General features: G+C 64.6%; 21 protein-coding genes. 1 reads left to right on the top strand and 20 read right to left on the bottom strand.

Annotated elements, in window-relative coordinates:
• Positions 1–175: 175 nt before the first annotated feature.
• The 20 genes from ACT6Q8_RS03005 to fabI all read right to left on the bottom strand — a co-directional run bounded on the left by ACT6Q8_RS03005 (position 176) and on the right by fabI (position 17,950).
• Positions 176–610, bottom strand: a complete 435-nt coding sequence (locus ACT6Q8_RS03005) for a DUF3293 domain-containing protein (protein ID WP_444732583.1) — start codon at positions 608–610, stop codon at positions 176–178.
• A complete protein-coding gene (gene thiD / locus ACT6Q8_RS03000) occupies positions 607–1,407 on the bottom strand; it encodes a bifunctional hydroxymethylpyrimidine kinase/phosphomethylpyrimidine kinase (protein ID WP_054167524.1) in 801 nt (266 codons plus the stop codon). The genes ACT6Q8_RS03005 and thiD overlap by 4 nt, the downstream gene beginning before the upstream one ends.
• A gap of 5 nt (positions 1,408–1,412) precedes the next feature.
• Complete coding sequence (gene glmM, locus ACT6Q8_RS02995) at positions 1,413–2,783, bottom strand: phosphoglucosamine mutase (protein ID WP_444732582.1); 1,371 nt, start codon at positions 2,781–2,783, stop codon at positions 1,413–1,415.
• A gap of 61 nt (positions 2,784–2,844) precedes the next feature.
• Entirely contained in the window at positions 2,845–3,834 is a 990-nt protein-coding gene (gene folP, locus ACT6Q8_RS02990) for a dihydropteroate synthase (protein WP_444732581.1), read from the bottom strand.
• Positions 3,835–4,114: 280 nt separating this feature from the next.
• A complete protein-coding gene (ftsH, locus tag ACT6Q8_RS02985; protein ID WP_444732580.1) occupies positions 4,115–6,046 on the bottom strand; it encodes an ATP-dependent zinc metalloprotease FtsH in 1,932 nt (643 codons plus the stop codon).
• 55 nt (positions 6,047–6,101) lie between these two features.
• On the bottom strand, positions 6,102–7,409 hold the full coding sequence (gene tilS, locus ACT6Q8_RS02980) for a tRNA lysidine(34) synthetase TilS (protein WP_444732579.1): 1,308 nt from the start codon (positions 7,407–7,409) through the stop codon (positions 6,102–6,104).
• The gene (ybgF, locus tag ACT6Q8_RS02975) at positions 7,406–8,347 is read right to left on the bottom strand and encodes a tol-pal system protein YbgF (RefSeq protein WP_444732578.1); all 942 of its coding nucleotides are present in this window, start codon (positions 8,345–8,347) and stop codon (positions 7,406–7,408) included. Before ybgF ends, tilS begins: the two co-directional genes overlap by 4 nt.
• A 175-nt stretch (positions 8,348–8,522) precedes the next feature.
• Positions 8,523–9,020: a peptidoglycan-associated lipoprotein Pal gene (gene pal, locus ACT6Q8_RS02970; RefSeq protein ID WP_054167137.1), complete on the bottom strand. Its 498-nt coding sequence runs from the start codon at positions 9,018–9,020 to the stop codon at positions 8,523–8,525.
• A gap of 153 nt (positions 9,021–9,173) precedes the next feature.
• Complete coding sequence (gene tolB, locus ACT6Q8_RS02965) at positions 9,174–10,538, bottom strand: Tol-Pal system beta propeller repeat protein TolB (protein WP_054167136.1); 1,365 nt, start codon at positions 10,536–10,538, stop codon at positions 9,174–9,176.
• The gene (locus ACT6Q8_RS02960; RefSeq protein ID WP_444732577.1) at positions 10,538–11,461 is read right to left on the bottom strand and encodes a hypothetical protein; all 924 of its coding nucleotides are present in this window, start codon (positions 11,459–11,461) and stop codon (positions 10,538–10,540) included. The genes tolB and ACT6Q8_RS02960 overlap by 1 nt, the downstream gene beginning before the upstream one ends.
• A 19-nt stretch (positions 11,462–11,480) precedes the next feature.
• The gene (locus tag ACT6Q8_RS02955; RefSeq protein ID WP_054167134.1) at positions 11,481–11,948 is read right to left on the bottom strand and encodes an ExbD/TolR family protein; all 468 of its coding nucleotides are present in this window, start codon (positions 11,946–11,948) and stop codon (positions 11,481–11,483) included.
• Position 11,949: 1 nt separating this feature from the next.
• A complete protein-coding gene (gene tolQ / locus ACT6Q8_RS02950; protein WP_054167133.1) occupies positions 11,950–12,684 on the bottom strand; it encodes a protein TolQ in 735 nt (244 codons plus the stop codon).
• Positions 12,685–12,689: 5 nt separating this feature from the next.
• Positions 12,690–13,184 (bottom strand): YbgC/FadM family acyl-CoA thioesterase, encoded by a 495-nt coding sequence (locus ACT6Q8_RS02945; RefSeq protein WP_444732576.1) that lies wholly within the window; start codon positions 13,182–13,184, stop codon positions 12,690–12,692.
• A complete protein-coding gene (gene ruvB, locus ACT6Q8_RS02940; protein ID WP_054167523.1) occupies positions 13,177–14,259 on the bottom strand; it encodes a Holliday junction branch migration DNA helicase RuvB in 1,083 nt (360 codons plus the stop codon). Before ruvB ends, ACT6Q8_RS02945 begins: the two co-directional genes overlap by 8 nt.
• 44 nt (positions 14,260–14,303) lie before the next feature.
• Positions 14,304–14,921, bottom strand: coding sequence for a Holliday junction branch migration protein RuvA (ruvA, locus tag ACT6Q8_RS02935; RefSeq protein WP_054167131.1), 618 nt, complete (start codon positions 14,919–14,921; stop codon positions 14,304–14,306).
• On the bottom strand, positions 14,918–15,355 hold the full coding sequence (locus ACT6Q8_RS02930) for a type II toxin-antitoxin system VapC family toxin (protein ID WP_444732575.1): 438 nt from the start codon (positions 15,353–15,355) through the stop codon (positions 14,918–14,920). The genes ruvA and ACT6Q8_RS02930 overlap by 4 nt, the downstream gene beginning before the upstream one ends.
• A complete protein-coding gene (locus ACT6Q8_RS02925; protein ID WP_444732574.1) occupies positions 15,333–15,614 on the bottom strand; it encodes a type II toxin-antitoxin system VapB family antitoxin in 282 nt (93 codons plus the stop codon). The genes ACT6Q8_RS02930 and ACT6Q8_RS02925 overlap by 23 nt, the downstream gene beginning before the upstream one ends.
• A gap of 62 nt (positions 15,615–15,676) precedes the next feature.
• Complete coding sequence (ruvC, locus tag ACT6Q8_RS02920; protein WP_082372141.1) at positions 15,677–16,204, bottom strand: crossover junction endodeoxyribonuclease RuvC; 528 nt, start codon at positions 16,202–16,204, stop codon at positions 15,677–15,679.
• A gap of 141 nt (positions 16,205–16,345) precedes the next feature.
• On the bottom strand, positions 16,346–17,098 hold the full coding sequence (locus ACT6Q8_RS02915; protein WP_054167127.1) for a YebC/PmpR family DNA-binding transcriptional regulator: 753 nt from the start codon (positions 17,096–17,098) through the stop codon (positions 16,346–16,348).
• A gap of 81 nt (positions 17,099–17,179) precedes the next feature.
• On the bottom strand, positions 17,180–17,950 hold the full coding sequence (gene fabI / locus ACT6Q8_RS02910) for an enoyl-ACP reductase FabI (protein WP_444732573.1): 771 nt from the start codon (positions 17,948–17,950) through the stop codon (positions 17,180–17,182).
• Between the two features lie 220 nt (positions 17,951–18,170).
• On the opposite strand from fabI, the gene ACT6Q8_RS02905 reads away from it, so the two are divergent.
• On the top strand, positions 18,171–19,295 hold the full coding sequence (locus ACT6Q8_RS02905; protein ID WP_444732572.1) for a hypothetical protein: 1,125 nt from the start codon (positions 18,171–18,173) through the stop codon (positions 19,293–19,295).

Raw genomic sequence — 19,295 nt, 5'->3', positions numbered from 1 at the left:
CCCGCCCCCCGTGCAACAGGATGAAACAGAAAACACACCTGCGTTTCACCGGTGCCGCCTTTTGATGCGCGACAACCGGCTGCTTCAGCAGCGGCAAGACACAGGTGTGGCGTTGATGGAAGGACAGTAGCAGAACAGGGCCGGAAAGTCAGCAATGCCGGCCCTGCACGCGCCCTTACCCCAACGCCAGCCGGGTGAACAACAATTGTGCCGGCTGGCCCTGCCCCTGCCAGACGATGGCATATTGGCCCAGCATTTCCGCCAGTTGCAGTGCATCGAACGGGGCCAGATCAAAGATCGCCACACCCTTCTCCACGGGCCAATCCTTGGACGCGGGGCGCAGCTCCGCTGGCAGATAATCCAGATCCTCATCCTCCAGGATGTCGATCAGGCGGGCATGGGCGGCGTCATTGGCGGCCTGGGCGGCCGGCTTGCTTTTCGGGTTCCAGGCGGTGACGAACACGATCTCTGCCGCCCCGCGATTTTCCAGCAGGCTGTCGACCTCCTTGCCGTCCGCCATGATGCGGGCTGTGGCGGTTCGCTTGCCGTCCAGCGCGACGTAACTGGTCTGCTGATACGCGCTCAGAAGCTTGGGATCAAAGCCGCTCATGCGAAATCCCCAACGGTATGGGCATGGTTCAGGGGGCCGTGACCATGGCCGAAGCCCGGCGCGGTACGGATGGCAATATCGACATAGCGGCGGGCGCGGGCCACGGCATCCGCCACCGACAGGCCCTGTGCCAGACCCGTGGCGATGGCGGAAGACAGGGTACAGCCTGTACCGTGCGTATGCCGCGTTTCCACCCGTTCGCCGGTGAAGGCCTGCTCCCCATCACGGGTAACCAGAAGGTCGGTCAGGACCGGCCCGTCCATATGCCCGCCCTTCATCAACACGGCCTTGGCGCCATAGTTCAGCAACGCATGCCCGGCGCGGCGCATGTCATCGACGGTGCGGATGTCGATGCCGGTCATGGCCTCGGCCTCCGGCACATTGGGCGTGACAATGGCGGCCAGTGGCAGCAGGCGGCGGATCAGGGCACCGGTGGCGCTTTCATCCAGCAACCGGTGCCCGCCCTTGGCGACCATCACCGGGTCCGCGACAAGGGCCACGCCGGGCGCCGCATGGGCCAGCGTATCGGCCACGGCATTGATGATATCTGCCGTCGCCAGCATGCCGATCTTCACGGCATCGGCCCCGATATCGGCCAGGACCAGGCGCATCTGCTGTACCAGGAAATCAATGGGCACGGGCAGAACGCCATGGACGCCGTTGGTGTCCTGCGCCGTCAGGGCCGTGATCGCCGTCATGGCATAGCCATTGAGCGCCGTCACCGTCTTGATATCGGCCTGGATACCGGCCCCACCGCCCGAATCCGACCCGGCAATGATCAGAACGCGTCCGCGCATCTTCTTCACTCCGCCGCCACGGCCTGGGTCACCTGTCGCACCGCGTCGCAGATATCATCGACAACGCGGGTCACCAGGGCATCATCCTCCCCTTCCGCCATGACGCGGATCAGGGGTTCGGTGCCCGATTTGCGGATCAGGACACGGCCAACGCCTGCCAGCTTTTCCTCACCCGCCTTGATGGCGGCCTGCACGCTGTCGGCGTCCAGGGGGCGGATGCCAGTGCTGGCATCGTAGCGGACATTCTTCAGCAGCTGCGGCAGTGGCTGGAACACGCGCAGCACATCGGACGCGGGCCGCCCCGATTGCCGGATGCAGGCCAGCACCTGCAACGCCGCCAGCAAGCCATCACCTGTGGTGGCGAAGTCCGACAGGACGACATGGCCCGACTGTTCACCGCCGACATTGAAGCCATGCTCACGCATATGTTCCACGACATAGCGGTCGCCCACCGATGTGCGCGCCAGGGTCAGACCAAGTTTTTTCAGGTGCAGTTCCATGCCGATATTGGACATGACGGTGGCGACCACACCACCGCCGCGCAGCCGCCCACTCTCGGCCCAGCTCTGGCCGATCAGGGCCATGATCTGGTCGCCGTCGATCTGCGTACCTGTCTCATCCGCCAGGATCAGGCGGTCGGCGTCACCATCCAGGGCGATACCCAGATCTGCCTTATGCTCCACCACGGCGGCGCGCATGGCGGCGGGGCTGGTGGCCCCGCACTTGTCATTGATGTTGAAACCGTTGGGCTGGTTGAACAGGGTGACCACCTCCGCCCCCAGTTCATACAGCACGCGCGGCGCCACCTTGTAGGCGGCGCCATGGGCGCAATCGATGACGATCTTCATACCGTCCAGACGAAGGCCCCGCGGGAAGCTGCTCTTGACCACTTCGATATAGCGGCCAAAGGCGTCTTCCATGCGCTGCGCCCGGCCCAGGTCGCGCGGGCCGGCCAGATCGGGCGCGAAAGGCAGCGCCATGCGCGCCTCAATCTCCGCCTCGAACTCGTCCGACAGTTTGTAGCCATCGGGGCCGAACAGCTTGATGCCATTATCCTGGAACGGGTTATGGCTGGCCGACAGCATGACGCCCAGATCGGCGCGCATGGACCGGGTCAGCATGGCCACCGCCGGCGTGGGCAGCGGACCCACCAGGATGACATCCATGCCCATGGAGATGAAACCCGCCGTCAGGGCCGGTTCCAGCATATAGCCCGACAGGCGCGTATCCTTGGCGATCACCACCGTGTGGCGATGATCCCCGCGCCGGAAATGCAGAGCGGCAGCCATGGCGGCCTTCAGCGCCGTCTCCGCCGTCATCGGCTCGGTATTGGCGGTACCGCGGATGCCATCCGTGCCGAACAATTTACGCGACATGTGTCAGTTCCCAGGAATGCCGGCAGGAGGGCCGGTGGATCGGAATGTTACGCAACCTATATCACGCCGATTGCAGGGCCTGCCACACGGCGACCGCCTGCACCGTTGCGGCCACGTCATGCACGCGCAGGATATGCGCACCCTGCCCCAGCGTATGCAGCGCCGTGGCGATGGAGCCAGCCACCCGGTCCTTGGGCGCCTCCCCTTTTGACAGGGAAGCGATGAAGCGTTTGCGGCTGACCCCGATCAGGAGAGGGCAGCCCAGCCCGTGCAGGGCGGCGGTGCGGGCCAGAAGGTCGACATTATGGCCCAGATCCTTGCCGAATCCGATACCGGGGTCGATGGCGATCCGGTCCCGCGCGATGCCCGCCGCCACCGCCGCGTCGATGCGGGCGGACAGCCAGTCGAACACCTCTGCCGTGACATCACCGTAGCGGGGTGCCACCTGCATGGTCTGCGGCTCCCCCTTGATGTGCATCAGGACGACGGGAAGGCCCGTTGCGGCGGCAACGGAAAGGCTGTCCGGGTCGCCGGAAAGGGCCGTGACATCATTGATGATCCGCGCCCCCGCCACTGACGCCGCCTTCATCACGGCGGCGTGGCGGGTGTCGATGGAGATCACGGCCCCTTCCGCCGCCAGCGCCCGGATGACGGGCACAACCCGCGCAATCTCCGTCTCCACCGGCACCGGTTCCGCCCCTGGTCGGGTCGACTCGCCACCGATATCCAGGATATCAGCCCCCTCGTCCAGCAGCCGGCGGCCATGGGCGATGGCGGCATCGGCCTGGGCATGGTCACCACCGTCGGAGAAGCTGTCGGGCGTGACATTGACGATACCCATGATGACAGGCCGCGACAGGTCGAAACCGGCCCAGGGGGCGCGGGGAGCGGTCAGGGGATGGTCGGGGGGCAGTGCGGTGGCGGGGATGAGGCCGGCTGGCGTCTCGACCAGCGTAAAGGCCAACGGACCGCCGGCCAGTGGACGGGCCTGTCCGGCAGCAATGGCGGTGCGGGCGGCGGGGCCGGAGAGGATGGCCAGGGGGCGGTGCATGAGACGGGCTCTTGATTATGGGGTGCTTTTCGGTCCAGTCGGCACTCCCTCACCCTCCCATCGGCTGACGCCGACAGGCCCCTCCCGCTCCCACTTTCGTGGGCGAGGGTAAAAGTTTTGCCCCTCACCCGCTTGCGGGAGCGGGAGGGGCCCAAGCCATCAGGCTTGGGAGGGTGAGGGAGCAACCTCCGAACCGATGAAAACCTACCGCTTGCGAAAACAACAAACCCCCGACGCTCATCACGCCGGGGGTCTGCTCACTCAACCTATAACCGCCCGCTTAAACGCCGGGCTGCGGCTCCGGCTCGATCCCGTCCTTGCCCGACGTGGGAACCGAGGCGCGGCGACCGCTGGAGGACTTGGGCGGCTCCGGGGCCTGCGGGCGCGGGGCCGGCGGATCGGTACGGACCACCTGCTCACCGCGCAGGATGGCCTTCACCTCTTCACCCGACAGCGTCTCAAACTCCAGCAGCGCTTCCGACACCTTGTGCAGATCGTCCAGACGCTCCGTCAGCAGCTTGCGGGCCATGCTTTCGCCCTGCTCGATCAGGCGGCGGATTTCCTCGTCGATCAGCTGTGCGGTGGCTTCCGACACGTTCTGCTGCTGCGCCACCGAATGACCCAGGAAAACCTCCTGTTCATTGGCGTTATAGCGCACGCGGCCCAGCTTGTCGGACATGCCATACTCGGCCACCATGGCGCGGGCCCAGCGGGTGGCCTGCTGAATGTCGCTCGAAGCGCCGGTGGTCACGTTTTCCGCCCCGAAGATGATCTCCTCGGCCACGCGGCCACCGAACAGCACCGCCAGACGCGATTCCATCTCACGCTTGGTGTAGTTGGTGCGGTCGCGTTCCGGCAGGTTCATGGTCACGCCCAGGGCGCGGCCACGGGGAATGATGGTGACCTTGTGCAGCGGGTCATATTCCGGGACCCAAAGCGAGACCAGGGCATGGCCCGCCTCGTGATAGGCGGTCAGCTTCTTTTCCTTCTCCGACATAACCATGGAGCGGCGTTCCGCACCCATCATGACCTTGTCCTTGGCGGACTCGAAATCAGCCATGCCGACCACACGCTTGCCGGCACGGGCCGCCAGCAGCGCCGCCTCGTTCACCAGATTGGCAAGGTCAGCACCAGAGAAACCGGGGGTACCACGAGCGATCACCTTCGGGTCCACATCAGGCGCCAGCGGCACCTTGCGCATATGGACCTTCACGATCTTCTCGCGGCCCAGCACGTCAGGGTTGGGCACCACGACCTGACGGTCGAAGCGACCGGGACGCAGCAGGGCCGGGTCCAGAACGTCAGGGCGGTTGGTTGCGGCGATCAGGATCACGCCCTCATTCGCCTCAAACCCATCCATCTCGACCAGCAGCTGGTTCAGCGTCTGCTCACGCTCATCATTGCCGCCGCCCAGGCCGGCGCCACGATGGCGGCCCACGGCGTCGATTTCGTCGATGAAGATGATGCAGGGCGCGTTCTTCTTGCCCTGTTCGAACATGTCGCGGACACGGGACGCACCGACGCCCACGAACATTTCCACGAAGTCGGAACCGGAGATGGTGAAGAAGGGCACATTGGCCTCACCCGCGACGGCACGGGCCGTCAGGGTCTTACCCGTACCCGGCGGGCCGACCAGCAGCACGCCCTTGGGGATCTTGCCGCCCAGGCGCTGGAACTTCTGCGGGTCCTTCAGGAAGTCGACGACCTCCTCCAGTTCCTGCTTGGCCTCATCAATGCCGGCGACATCGTCAAAGGTGACGCGGCCCACCTTCTCGGTCAGCAGGCGGGCGCGGGACTTGCCAAAGCCCATGGCCTTGCCGCCGCCGCCCTGCATCTGGCGCATGAAAAACACCCAGACGCCGATCAGCAGCAGCATCGGGAACCAGGACAGCAGGATGGACAGGAGCGAGGGGCCCGTATCCTCCGCCACGACCGACACGCGCACATTCTTGTCAACCAGACGGTCGGCCACGTTGGAACCGGGCGGGGCCGTCACGGAGAAGCTGCGATTGTCATTGGTGGTGGCGGTGATCTGGTCACCCTTGATCGTGACGGACGTCACCGATCCGCGCGACACCTCGGCCAGCAGGTCGCTATAGGCCATGCCGGACTGCGACGAGCGGGTGGAGGAAGTCTGGAACAGGTTGAACAGGGCGATCAACAACACCCCGATCACCAGCCACAGCGCCAGATTCTTACCGAAATTATTCACAGCCCTGACCTTTCATCGACCGCACCCCCAGGCGGGCCTGGGGGAACTCCTTCCATTAGATAATGTCATCTATGGCGGTGACAACAGCGAACCGCGCGGGAACTGCCGGAACCGATACTAATGGCACCATATGCACCCCCGGATCGGGGATGTCGGGAGCCGTCCACGCCATTGGCGGTATGGCCAATGGCCGATCCCCATCCGTGACAACCGGCAGGGTCCAGCGGACTGCCGCAGGCAGATCGGACCGGGCCAGACGGGGACTTTGTGCAACAGCCCTGCGCCACAATGCCTCATCCAGGGCCCGGACGGTGTACTGCCCAAACGCTTCGGACCAAAGGCGGAATCGGCCATCCCAGACCACGGAGGGACCGCCGCCCTGCAACGCCACGGGACCTTGAAGGTTCCTTGTCTCCCGGACCAGACGCCAGCCGCCGGTGATGGGGGTGAGCTGACAGCCGGCCAGCGTGCGACCCTTGTCCGGCTCTGCACGCAGCCCGGCCACCAGATCGGCCACGGCGGCAGGTGCCGGCGGGTACGGTGCCCCGCCAACGGCGCGCAGCAGGGTTGCGGCCAGACCTTGGGCCATCCGCCTCTCCTGCTGGAACAGCGCATGATCCAGGATCACCCAGCCTTCGGGCTGAAACCGGGCATAGAGCGCCAGCAGGTGGGCTATTTCGGCATCCTCCCTGGCTCGGATGGCAGCAGCAGCGGCAACTGCTTGCATGTCGCCCTGCCCCACCGACTCCGACAAGCGCAGCCGGGCGCGCGCAAAGGCAGGATTGCGGTTGGACGGATCTTCGACCCAGGTCTGGCCCGCCGCCACGCATGTTGCGACCAACCGGTCCTTGGCGACAGGCAGAAGCGGGCGGATCAGGCGCGCCCGCTCCATCTCCCGGATGGCGGGCATGCCCGCCAAACCCTGCGGGCCACTGGACCGGTCGGCGCGCAGCCGGTGGGTTTCCGCCTGATCATCGGCATGATGGGCCAAGGCCAGATGCAAGATGCCCGCATCCGCCGCGGCATCAGCCAGAAGGCGCAAGCGAGCGTGCCGGGCACCGGCCTGAACGCCCGTCACCGGCTTTGGTCCATCCCAGGACAGGATACGGTGGGGGATACCCCGCTGCGCCATCCAGGCCGCAACCTGTTCGGCCTCAGACCGGCTGTCGGGGCGCAACCCATGATCGACGGTGAGGGTGAGAAGTGTGCCCCCCCGAGCAGCCACCCAGGGTGCCAGAAGCAGGGCCAGTGCCATGCTGTCGGCACCGCCGGAAACACCTGCCGCAATATTGGGGGCCGACTCGAACGGCCCCAGGGCCTGCATCAGCCGGTCGAAGGTGACCGGCCCGATGGGACCGCTCACTTGCATTTCAGACGGTTCTTCTCCGCCTCAGCCCGGCGCAGGATGGTCTGCGGTGCCGTCGCCTTATAGGTCCGGTTCAGTTCCGTGAGAGCGGCGCAGGCATCCTCATTCGCCTTCATGGCCGAAAGGGAAAGTGACAGCTTCAGCAGGCTGTCCGGCGCCTTGGTGCTCTTGGGATATTTCTGATAGCCCTCGGCAAAGGCAACAGCCGCTTCCTTGTACTTGCCACGCACATAGAAGGATTCGCCCAGCCAATACTGGGCATTGCTGGCCAGCGGGCTGGCGCTGTTCGCCTCGATGAAGCGGGTGAAGGCCAGCTCCGCCTTGTCATACTCGGCCTGACGCAGCAGGTTGAAGGCGAAGTCGTACTGTTCCTGCGCCGACCCGTTGGGCAGGTTGAACCCGCCCGCCGCCGGTGCGGCGTTGCTGTTGGCAGCAGCAGGCTTGCCCGTGGAATGGGCGGCGGGCGCTGTCGGCTCTGCGGCAGGAACCGCCTCGCCCGCCGACGGTGCGGCTCCGGCGCTCAAGCCACCGCCCTGCCCCTGTTCCAGACGGCTCAGCCGGAATTCAATATCCTGCTGCATCTTGGCCAGCTGCTCGCGCAGCTGTGCCACCTGGAAGCCCGCTTCCTCATAACGGCCCGTCAGGGTCTGCATCTCCGATTCCAGGCGCTGCAAGCGCACCTCAAAGTCGGCGGCGACATTTCCGGTCATCGTAGGGGTCGCCCCACCGCTGGCGGGCGGGCGGGCGCCGCCACGGTAAACCTCGCGGCTTAGCGTCTGCAGCTCGTTCTCCAGCCGTTGCAGCCGGTTCGCCATATCCCGCGTGTCGGACTGGCCCGAAGCCGGCAAAGTGCCCAACACCGCCGCGACGGCGATGGCGGCCAGCGTCAGGCGGCGGCGGGGATACGGGTTCTGGGAACGCAGATGTCGGATCATCGGGACCAACGGTTGGCGAGGATTGCGATGGGCGCGACCCTACCGCGAAGGCCCGCACGGCGAAAGTGTCCACAGGCGGTAAGGCAGTAATAAGGCGTGCAAAAGAAAACGCCGCCCGGTTTCCCGGACGGCGTTTCCTTCAGGCTGTCGACTAGACCTTGGCGGTCGTGCCGGATCAGTTGATCACGGTCACGCCACGGCGGTTCTGCGTCCAAGCGGCTTCGTTGGAACCAACGACCTGCGGACGCTCCTTGCCGTAGGAGATGGTCTGAACGCGAGCAGCTTCGACGCCCATGGCGGTCAGGTAGTTCTTGACCGAATTGGCACGACGCTCACCCAGAGCCAGGTTGTATTCGCGGGTGCCGCGCTCGTCAGCGTGACCTTCGATGGTGATGGTCACGGACTTGTAGGTCTTCAGCCAGTTGGCCTGACGATCCAGGGTAGCGGTCGCTTCCGGGGTCAGGTCGAACTTGTCGAAACCGAAGAACACGCGGTCGCCGACATTGACGATGAAGTCTTCAGCCGAACCCGGGACCGGGCCCGAGGGCTTGGCCGGAGCGGCCGGAGCGGCGACGGTGCCGCCGGTGGTGGCCTGAGCCGTCTGTTCCGGCTTGGAGGAGCAGGCAGTGGCCAGAACGGCAACCGCGACGAGGCTGAGCATCTTGAAGCGCATTTGAGAGACCCCCTAGGTGGAAATCGAGTTAAGGATAAGTGCGTGTTTGCCCCACGGAACCGCGTAAACCACAGCCAGACGCCGCATTGAAGCGATCTTCAGGCCCGGCGGATTTGAGCGCTGTTCTTGCGTTGCGAAAATAGGGTGACGCACTCACGGAATCAAGGGCGACCATGCAGGGTCGGAAGCATCGGTGGGCGTTAAGACCTGCCGTTCATTAAACCCTGTCAAGTCGATTGAGTATAGCTTGGCTTGGCGCTGTTTGCCTCCCTGTCCAGAAGGCCTTTCCTTGAAGAACATTAGCACTCGGCCATTTGGAGCCCAGGTAGGCCCTTCGACATGGTAGGCCTCTGTCAGAAGTCGCTCACCCGTACCATCCGGCCGAATGACGCCGATATAGAACTTATCCCCCGCAAGTCGGGTGAAGGCGATGAGATCGCCACGGGGAGACCAGACGGGAGTACCGTAACGGCCCTGGCCGAAAGTAATGCGCTTCACATCACTGCCATCGGCATTCATCGTATACAGCTGCTGCGTACCACCACGGTCGCTTTCGAACACGACTTTACTGCCATCGGGCGCAAAAGACGGCGAAGTGTCGATGCCAGGATGGTTCGTCAACTGCGTCTGGCGACGGGTGCGCAGGTCCAAAGTGTAGATGTCGGAATTGCCGGACGTGGCCAGCGACATGATCACCTTATTACCATCGGGCGAGAAACGCGGCGCGAAAGTCATGCCCGGAAAATCACCCAGCACCTCCTGGCGGCCTGTATCAATATTGAACAGATACACCCGAGGCCTGTTGTTGAAGTAGCTCAGATATGTGATTTCCTGGGTACTGGGCGAGAAGCGCGGGGTCAGAACCAGGGTACGGCCATCGGTCAGGAAACGGTGGTTCTCACCATCCTGGTCCATGATCGCCAGGCGCTTGACGCGCTGCAACGCAGGGCCTGACTCGGCAATATAGACGATGCGCGTATCGAAGTAGCCTTCCTCACCCGTGACGCGCTTATAGATCGCATCCGAAATGATGTGGGCGACTCGCCGCCAGCCATCGGCCTGGACGGTATAGGCCAGACCGGTGACCTGCTGACCCGCCGTGACGTCGAACAGCCGGAACTCGATCCGGGTACGGCCATCGGGCGACTGGCTGACGGTACCCGTCACCAGACCCTGCGCCTGGATCAGGCGCCAGTCGGCAAAGCGGACACCGACCTTCAGACTGTCGGGCGTCTGCACGAACTTGGCCGGTTCCAGCGGGCGGAACAGACCGGACCGTTCCAGATTGGCCGAAATGACGCCGGCAATGTTCTGCCCGATCTGGGTGGCGTTGGGGTTGTCACCGGCGAAATTGGTGATCGCGATGGGAATCGGCTGCGGATTGCCTGACGTGATGTCGATCTCAAGTTCGGCGCGGGCGGGAGCGGCGAAGCCTGCGGCCAGCACCATCGCCACCACGGCAACGAAGCGACCTACGACCCGCCAGCCGCCCGTGGAGAATAGAGCGTTGGCTTGCATCAGAACATATCCTTCGGGCTGAACTTCATCAGGATGGACCCTTTGTCCCCGTACTTGTCGCGCGGGATGTTCAACGTATTACATCCAGGCAAAAGCGGCGCCCGTAAGGCGGATTCCACAAAAGCCCGGAAATGCGGGTCGGTATTGGGATTACCCGTGCCCGAGACATACTGCACATTTGTGACGCGCAGGTTGCTGTCGAACAAGACCCGGATTTCCGCCTGCATGTTTTCCACGCCCTTTGCCCCCACCGGCACGTTCCAGCAGTTGCGGATCTGACGGCGCAGCGCGTCCTCCTCGCTGATGCTCAAACGCTCACCCGTCTTGGCGGCCAGCGGCTGCGGCGGCTCGGACGAGGTTTCCTTGGGCGGCTCCTTGGAAGGCGGGCTGTCGGTCTTCAGCTTGGCAACGTTCTTCAGAACACTGTCCAGCGTCTTCTCCAGCGGCTTGGGCTTCGGCTCCTCTTTCTTGGGCTTGGGCTCTTCCTTCTTCGGTTCGGGCGGCTTCGGCTTGGGTTCCTCCTTCTTGGGAGGTTCCGGCTTCGGCTCTTCCTTCTTCGGCGGCTCGGGCTTGGGCTCCGGTTTGGGTTCGGGCTTCGGCTCGGGCTCGGGCGGATTCTCGGCCACCTGTTTGGGCGGTTCCGGCACCTTCACTTCCGGCGGCGGCGGGGGGGGTTCCTTGGCCTGCTGCGGCGGTGGGGGCGGTTCCGGCTTTGGCGGCGTCGGCTTGGGCGGCGGGGGTAGTGGCTTGGGGTTCGGCTCGGCCAGCTTGGCGATGGTCATGGGGCCGACCTCCACCACCTCGACCGGCACCTCCTGAAGCTGGATCACCTCCCGCTTCTTGATCAGGTGCGGCAGTCCGATGAGCGCCAGAATGATCAGCGCCAGGTGCAGGATGCCGGAAAGGATCAGGGTGGTCCGCATGATGCGTTGATTTCCACCCTTACCGTGCGCCGCGACCGTCGGATTCGATGACCAGCTTGGCCTCCGACAGGCCGGCGCGGCGCGCCTCGCTCAACACATCCACGATGCTGGCATACGTGGCCTCGCGGTCGCCACGCACCAGAACCTTGCGGTCGGGCGTCTGCTCCGCGACGATGGCCAGACGCGGGGCCAGTTCGGCCAGCGCGAAAATCTCATTATCAAAGACTTTCTTGTCCTTGAACGAGATGCGGCCATCTGCGGTGACGGTCACCCACAACGGGTCCTCTTCCGATTTCAGCGCCTGGGCCGCCCCCTTGGGCAGATTGACGGGAATACCGGCGGTCAGCAGCGGCGCCGCCACCATGAACACGATCAGCAGCACCAGCATGACGTCCACGAAGGGCGTCACATTGATGTCCGACATGGCGGCGCGGCGGCCACGCCGCCGCCCGCGCCCGGACTGCTTGCCAGGAAGGCTCGCCCCCATTTCAGCCCCGCTCTTCCAGATGACGCTGCAGGATCGCGGAGAATTCTGTCACAAATGAGTCGAGCCGGTCGCCGAAACGCCCGATCTCCGAGGAAAAGTAGTTATAGGCCAGCACGGCGGGGATGGCAGCGACCAGACCGATGGCGGTGGCGAACAAAGCCTCCGCGATGCCCGGCGCCACGACCGCCAGCGAGGTATTCTGCTGGGCCGCGATATTGGTGAAGGCACCCATGATGCCCCACACCGTACCGAACAGGCCGACGAACGGGCCGGCGGAACCGACCGAGGCCAGCACCGTCATGTAGCGTTCGGTGTCCGCCATCTCGCGCCCCACCGTCACCGACATGACGCGTTCCATGCGCTGCATCAGGTTGGCGCGCATGGCGCCCGACGCGGACAGGCCGCGTTCATTGGCATGACGCCATTCGCGCATGCCGGCGGCGAACACGGCGGAGAAGGGATCAGCCGGGGCTTGCGCCACCTGATCATAGAGCTGATCCAGAGAGCCGCCGGACCAGAACTGTTCCTCGAAATCGGCGGCGGCGGCCTTCATGCGGCGCAGCTTGGTGGCCTTGTTGAAGATGATGGCCCAGGTCCAGACCGACGCCGCCAGCAGACCCAGCATCACCAGCTTCACAACGATATCGGCCTGCAAGAACAGGCCGAGCGCCGACATGTCATGGACCGGCGCGACATCACCGCCGAGGGCGGCGGCTTGCAGAAGGGTGGGAAACATCGGGTTCAGTCCTGACCTTTTGACAAAATATTGACCATCACCGACCGCAAGGCGGCCGGCAGGCGGACGGGCCGCCCCTGCGTATTGATGCACGCCAGACGCAGGCCCAGGCGGACCAGCGGTGCCGGTCCCGTCGAAGCCTCTACCCCGCCCCAGGCCAAGCCCGAAGCGCGGCGCACATCCTGTTCGATATCCAATGTCGCGGCGCCGATATCGGCAATTCGCGAGACGACTTCAAGCGCGTCATCAAGACGGGCGGGTTGCCGAAAATCGATTTCGCAATGCCGTACCGTCAAGGCCACACCCATTTGCGCCACCATGGCGGCATGCGGAAAGCCTGAAAGGCGCAGCATCTCATTGCGCGCCCGTTCCGCAAAGCGCAGGTAATTGGCGTGATAGACGATGCCGCCGGCGTCTGTATCCTCATAATAGACGCGGGTCGGGAAGACATGGCTTGTCCCCTCCCACCAGCCGACCGGCGGCATCCTCGCGTCAGGCATCATCATCCCCGTCAAACAGGTCGCCGACCGGCGCACTGCCCTTCCCCACCGTTGGCATGCCGCCCAGCAAATCCAGCTGCCGCACCGGCGTGGCCGGCACCGGCAGACCCAGATAGCGGTAGCCCGTGTCGGTCAACATGCGCCCGCGCGGTGTGCGCTGCAACAACCCTTGTTGGATCAGATATGGTTCGATGGTTTCTTCCAACACGTCACGCTGTTCACCCAGCGCTGCGCCCAGCGTCTCCACCCCCACCGGCCCACCGCCATAATGGTCGGCAATGCACGTGAGATAGCGGCGATCCATGGCGTCAAAGCCCAGCCGATCAACCTCCAACCGGGTCAGCGCCCGGTCGGCGGCCTTGGCATCCACCACCTCCAGCCCCTGCACACCGCAGATGTCGCGCACCCGGCGCAGCAGGCGGCCCGCGACACGCGGTGTGCCGCGCGACCGGCGGGCCACTTCCAGCGCGCCCTCGTCCGTCATCTCCACGCCCAGGATGCGGGCACCCCGGCTAACGATCAGCTGCAATTCCTCCGGTTCATAGAATTGCATGCGCAGCGGGATACCGAACCGCTCCCGCAGCGGGCGGGTGATCAGGCCGGACCGCGTGGTGGCGCCGACAAGGGTGAAGGGCGGCAGGTCGATACGCACGCTGCGCGCCGCCGGGCCTTCACCGATGATCAGGTCCAGCTGGAAATCCTCCATCGCGGGATAGAGGATTTCCTCCACCGCCGGCGACAGTCGGTGGATTTCATCGATGAACAGCACGTCATGCGGCTGAAGATTGGTCAGCAGGGCCGCCAGATCGCCCGCCCGCGCGATGACAGGGCCGGAGGTGGCGCGGAACCCGACATTCAGTTCCTTGGCCACAATCTGAGCCAGCGTGGTCTTGCCCAGACCTGGCGGCCCAAACAGCAGCACATGGTCCAGCGCCTCACCCCGGCCTTTGGCGGCCTGGATGAACAAGGACAGGTTCTCGCGCACCTGTTTCTGGCCGATGAACTCGCCCAACGACAAGGGGCGGATGGAATTCTCGGTGCTGGCGTCACCGCCGATCCGGTCCTGTTCCACCATGCGTTCCGGTTTTGGGGGGGCCGCCTCCGGCTTGGGCTTGCGGCTCACTGGCTCAGTTCCTTCAGGCCGGCCCGGATCAGAGCGGAGACATCGGCCTCACCGCCAAGGCTCTGGGCAGCCTTGTTCACGGCGGTGAACGCCTCGATCCGCTTATATCCAAGATTGACCAGCGCCGACACCGCATCCCCAACTGCCGTACTGACGGCGGGTTGTGCCGCCGTGCCTTGAACCTGTGTGGCCGCCACCGGGCTGGTGGCGAGTGTCGCCACCTTATCCTTCAATTCGTTCAAAATTCGGGCAGCCAGTTTCGGCCCCACCCCATCAGCCTCACACAGCGTCGTCTTATCCTGGGCGGCAATGGCGGAGGTCAGGCGGTCGGGCGCCAGCACCGACAGGATGTTCAGCGCCACACGCGCGCCCACCCCCTGTACGGTCGTCAACAGCCGGAACCAGTCGCGTTCATTGATATCGGCGAAGCCGTACAGCGCCATCTTGTCTTCCGACACCCACATTTCGGTATGGACCGACACGGCATTGCCGGTACTGCCCAGCCGGCGCAGGGTGCGGGTGGAGGCGGAGATCAGATAACCGACCCCGTTCACATCGATGATGGCCCAGTCCAGGCCCGTGCTGTCCAGCAGTCCGGACAATTTCGCGATCATTGGCTAACTCCTGCCTCGGGCACCAGCAGGGGCAGCGCCGCGATGATATCGGTATGGATGAAATCCTTGCCCTTGAACAGCAGGGGGGCGCTGGCCGAACGGGACAGGGCGTAAGAGGCACAGTCACCATAATTCAGCTGAGCCTTGTGGCCCGAACCTCGACCGAAGCGACCATAGGCAGTGAACGCGACCACAGCCTGCTCATCATCAAACGGCAGTAGCTGCGTTCCCGTCTCTTCCAGGAACGCGTCGAATTCCCATACCTTCGACATGTTGAAACGACGCAGCAAAACAGAGCGGCATTCGAATGCCGTCAAGGCTGACATCAGCAACCCTCGTGCGCGGCGGATAGCACTGAGATGCAGAGAAGCATCCACCTCCCCACACAGAATCGCATAGATGGCCGACGTATCAATGGCGATCCGCGTTGTCATCGCGCAGTCCTTCCATAACGTCGTAGCCGAGGATTTCATCTTCGGTCAGATCATGGATCTGCGGGATGGCCTGGGCACGCGCCACGATCGCTTCCACCCGCGCCCAGCGGGCCTCATCCATGCGACGCGACTGCCGCCCCACGCGCTCCAGTCGCTCACGCACAGCTTGGTGCACGGCCTCTGTCAGGCTCTCACCGGTCAGTTCGGCCAATTGCCGGACGTCACGTTCCGTATCGGGGGATTTGATGTTGAGCGCCATGGGATGGGCCTTTCTTCCTGCTGGGGAAGAATTCTACACCATATGAACAAAACGGCAACGTCTTACCGCCTAATCCCCAGGATGGCGTTGTCCACCTTGCGTCGCGTCTGGGCATGGTGGGCGTGGCAGATGGCGACGGCCAGCGCGTCGGCGGCATCCGCGGTGGAGCGTTGAAAGCCCGGCAGCAGCATCTTAACCATATGCTGCACCTGCACCTTGTCGGCATGGCCGGTGCCGACCACGGATTTCTTCACGGCCATGGGCAGATACTGCTCCACCGGCAGCCCGGCCTTGGCGGCACTGAACAGGGCGATGCCGCGCGCCATGCCCAGTTTCAGGGTGGAGGACGGGTTGACGTTGGACAGCGTCTCTTCCACCGCCGCCTCGTCCGGCTGCCATTGTTCGATGACGGTGGCAATGCCTTCATGCAGCTCCAGCAGTCGCTTGGCCAGATCATCGCCGCTGTCAGTATGGATGGTGCCGTCGGCCACATGGCTCAACCGGTTGCCGGCCACGTCAATGACGCCCCAGCCCAGATGGCGAAGACCGGGATCCAGCCCCAGGATACGCACGGGTGCTTGTCCCGGCATCGTTACACCATCCCCTCAAACGCCGGCCCCTCAAACGCCGGGCGCCGCCATCCGGCGGCTTGGGCTTGACAGCACCATGGGGTGCGGGGCCGATGGTCATCGGCCTGCAGGGGCCATGGTGAATGGCCCCTACCATGGCGATCAGCCCAGCTTTTCCAGCAGTTCGGCCGGAATGTCGAAATTGCCCAGGACTGTCTGGACATCGTCATTATCTTCCAGCACGTCCAACAGCTTCAGCAGCGTCTGGGCCGTGTCCTCCGCCGTCACCGGCAGCAGGTTCAGCGGCGTCCAGGTCAGTTTCGCACTTTCCGGTGCCCCGAACTTGGCCTCCAGCGCATCGCGCACCTCGCCCAGCGTATCGGTGCCGGTGATGATGGAATGGCCATGTTCGTCGGACTGCACATCCTCGGCCCCCGCCTCGATGGCGGCTTCCAGCATGTCATCTGCCGACGCCACGCTGGCCGGATATGTGACCTGCCCGATGCGGTTGAACATGAACGACACCGAATTGGTTTCGCCCAGCGAGCCACCATGCTTGGTGAAGGCGGAGCGCACTTCCGATGCGGTGCGATTGCGGTTGTCGGTCAGCGCCTCGACGATCAGGGCGATGCCGCCGGGGCCATAGCCCTCGTACCGCACCTCGTCATAGTTGGTGTCGTCGGCGCTGCCCGGAATGCCCATCTTGATGGCCCGGTCGATACGGTCCTTGGGCAGGTTCTGGGCGCGGCCCGCCTGGATGGCGGCGCGCAGGCGCGGGTTCATGGCCGGGTCGGGCAGGCCCGACTTCGCCGCGACGGTGATTTCGCGCGCCAGCTTGTTGAAAATCTTCGACCGCTTGGCGTCCTGCGCGCCCTTGCGATGCATGATGTTCTTGAATTGGCTATGACCGGCCATGGGGAACGCCTTGCTGTATCGTTTTGATATATGGGCTGAAACTGGCGGTTAGATAGCATATCCAGCGCGGTTTGGGCACCCCTACCCGACGATGGAATAGCCGCCATCGATATATTCGATCCCACCGGTCACGGCACGCGCCGCATCCGACGCCAAAAAGGCGGCGTAGGCGCCCACATCCTCGATCGTCACCTGATTGCGCATCGGCGCCCGCTCGGCGGCGCGGGACAGCAATTCATCAAACCGGTCGATGCCGCTGGCAGCCCGTGTCTTCAGCGGGCCGGGCGACAGGCTGTGCACCCGGATGCCCTGCGGCCCCAGTTCCGCTGCCAGATAGCGCGTCACCGCCTCCAGCGCTGCCTTCACCGGCCCCATCAGATTGTAATGCTCCACGACCTTTTCAGAGCCATAGAAGCTGACATTCATCAGACAGCCGCCATCCTTCATCAGCGGTTCGGCAAGCTTGGCCATGCGGATGAAGGAATGGACCGACACGTCCATGGCCATCAGGAACCCGTCGCGGCTGCTGTCCACCACCCGTGCATGCAGATCCTCACGCGGGGCGAAGGCGATGGAATGCAACAGGAAATCCAGCTTGCCCCATTCCGCCTCGATCTTCTCGAACACGGCCTCCAACTGCCCCGGCTCCCGCACATCGCAGGGCAGGAACAGCGCGGCATTCAGTTCGTCGGACAATGGCCGCACATGTGGCGCCGCCTTTTCGTTCAGGTAGGTGATGGCCAGATCGGCCCCCTGCGCCCGAAACGCCTTGGCGCAGCCATAGGCGATGGAGGCGCCATTGGCGATGCCCACCACCAGTCCACGCTTGCCGGAAAGATCGAACAGAGCCATCACGCACCCTCATCCCGCATTGCACCAAAGCCAAGGGTGCGGTGGAACCGGTCCCCGATCAACCCCATATGGCGTTGCATTACAGGGTGGCACCCGGCCTTGTAACTGACCTGTATCAAGGTGGAACCCCGACGGGTCGGGGCCGGTGGACCTTGGCCGGCAACGATAATCCGCCGATCATCAACAGTCCGCTCGATGCCCCGGAAGGCAGGAAGTCCCAATGTTTGCCCGTATCCTGATCCAAGCCGCCCTGTTGCTGACCCTGTGTGGCCCGGCATGGGCGGGTGCTGAGCTGCAAACGGGTGCAGAGATAAGGCTGATCGCTCCGGTCACCGACGATCTGGTGGCGGCGGGGCGTTCCGTGTCCGTCGATGCGCCGGTGGCCGGCGACGTCGTCGCGGCGGGTCTCGACCTTCGTGTTACAGCACCTGTGTCGGGCGATGCGCTGCTGGCCGGCTTCGATCTTGCAGTCAAGGGCCCGGTGGAGGGCGATCTGGCCGCAATGGCGTTCGACCTGTCGGTGACGTCCGACGTGGCGGGTGACGCCCTGCTGAATGCGGCGGAACTGACCATCGGCCCCACAGCCCACATTGCGGGTGACCTGATCGCTAATGGCACCGAGGTGACCCTTTCGGGGTGGGTGGACGGCGACGCCCATCTGACCGGCGACCGGGTCATCGTGACGGGCCGGGTGGCGGGCGATCTGGAGGTGACATCCGGCATGCTGGAACTGCGCCCCGGTGCGGCGATTGAGGGGGACCTGCGCCATAACGGCCCCATGGCGGTGGAGGTTCCGGCGGGGGTGGAGGTCGGTGGCACCGTACGCCACCATTATCAATCCGCCCCGGACGAAGGCCCCACCATTCTGGGCAGTCTGGGCAAGGCGCTGGCCCTGTTCCTGCTCGGCGTCGGGTTGCTCTGGCTGCTGCCGGGTCCGGTGCTGCGGGCGGCGGATGCCATGCCGCGCCATCCCCTGCGTCACCTGCTGCTGGGTGCAGCCATCCTGCTGCTGTCGCCCCTGCTGCTGGGCCTGCTGATGGTCAGCGTGATCGGCATCCCGCTGGGCGTGCTGATGCTGGGCCTGTGGCTGCTGGCCCTGCCCGTTGGCATTGTCATCACCGGCTTTGCCCTGGCGGTGAAGATCAGGCGGCGGCACATGGGGATGGAACGGGAGACGGCGGCACCGCTGCTGCGCCGCTACGCCCTGGCCGCCCTCATCATGGCCGCCCTGCCCCTGGTTCCGGTTGCGGGCCTTTGCGCCTTGACCCTGATCGCCGCCATCGGCATCGGTGCGCTGGCGGAAAATCTGCGCCATGGACGGCGCGGGGGGCTGGCGGTCGGTTAG

This window comes from Niveispirillum sp. (genome assembly GCF_052437035.1).
GTDB lineage: Bacteria > Pseudomonadota > Alphaproteobacteria > Azospirillales > Azospirillaceae > Niveispirillum.
Note: the sequence above shows the minus strand (reverse complement) of the source record. Positions and strands in the feature narration are given on the sequence as shown.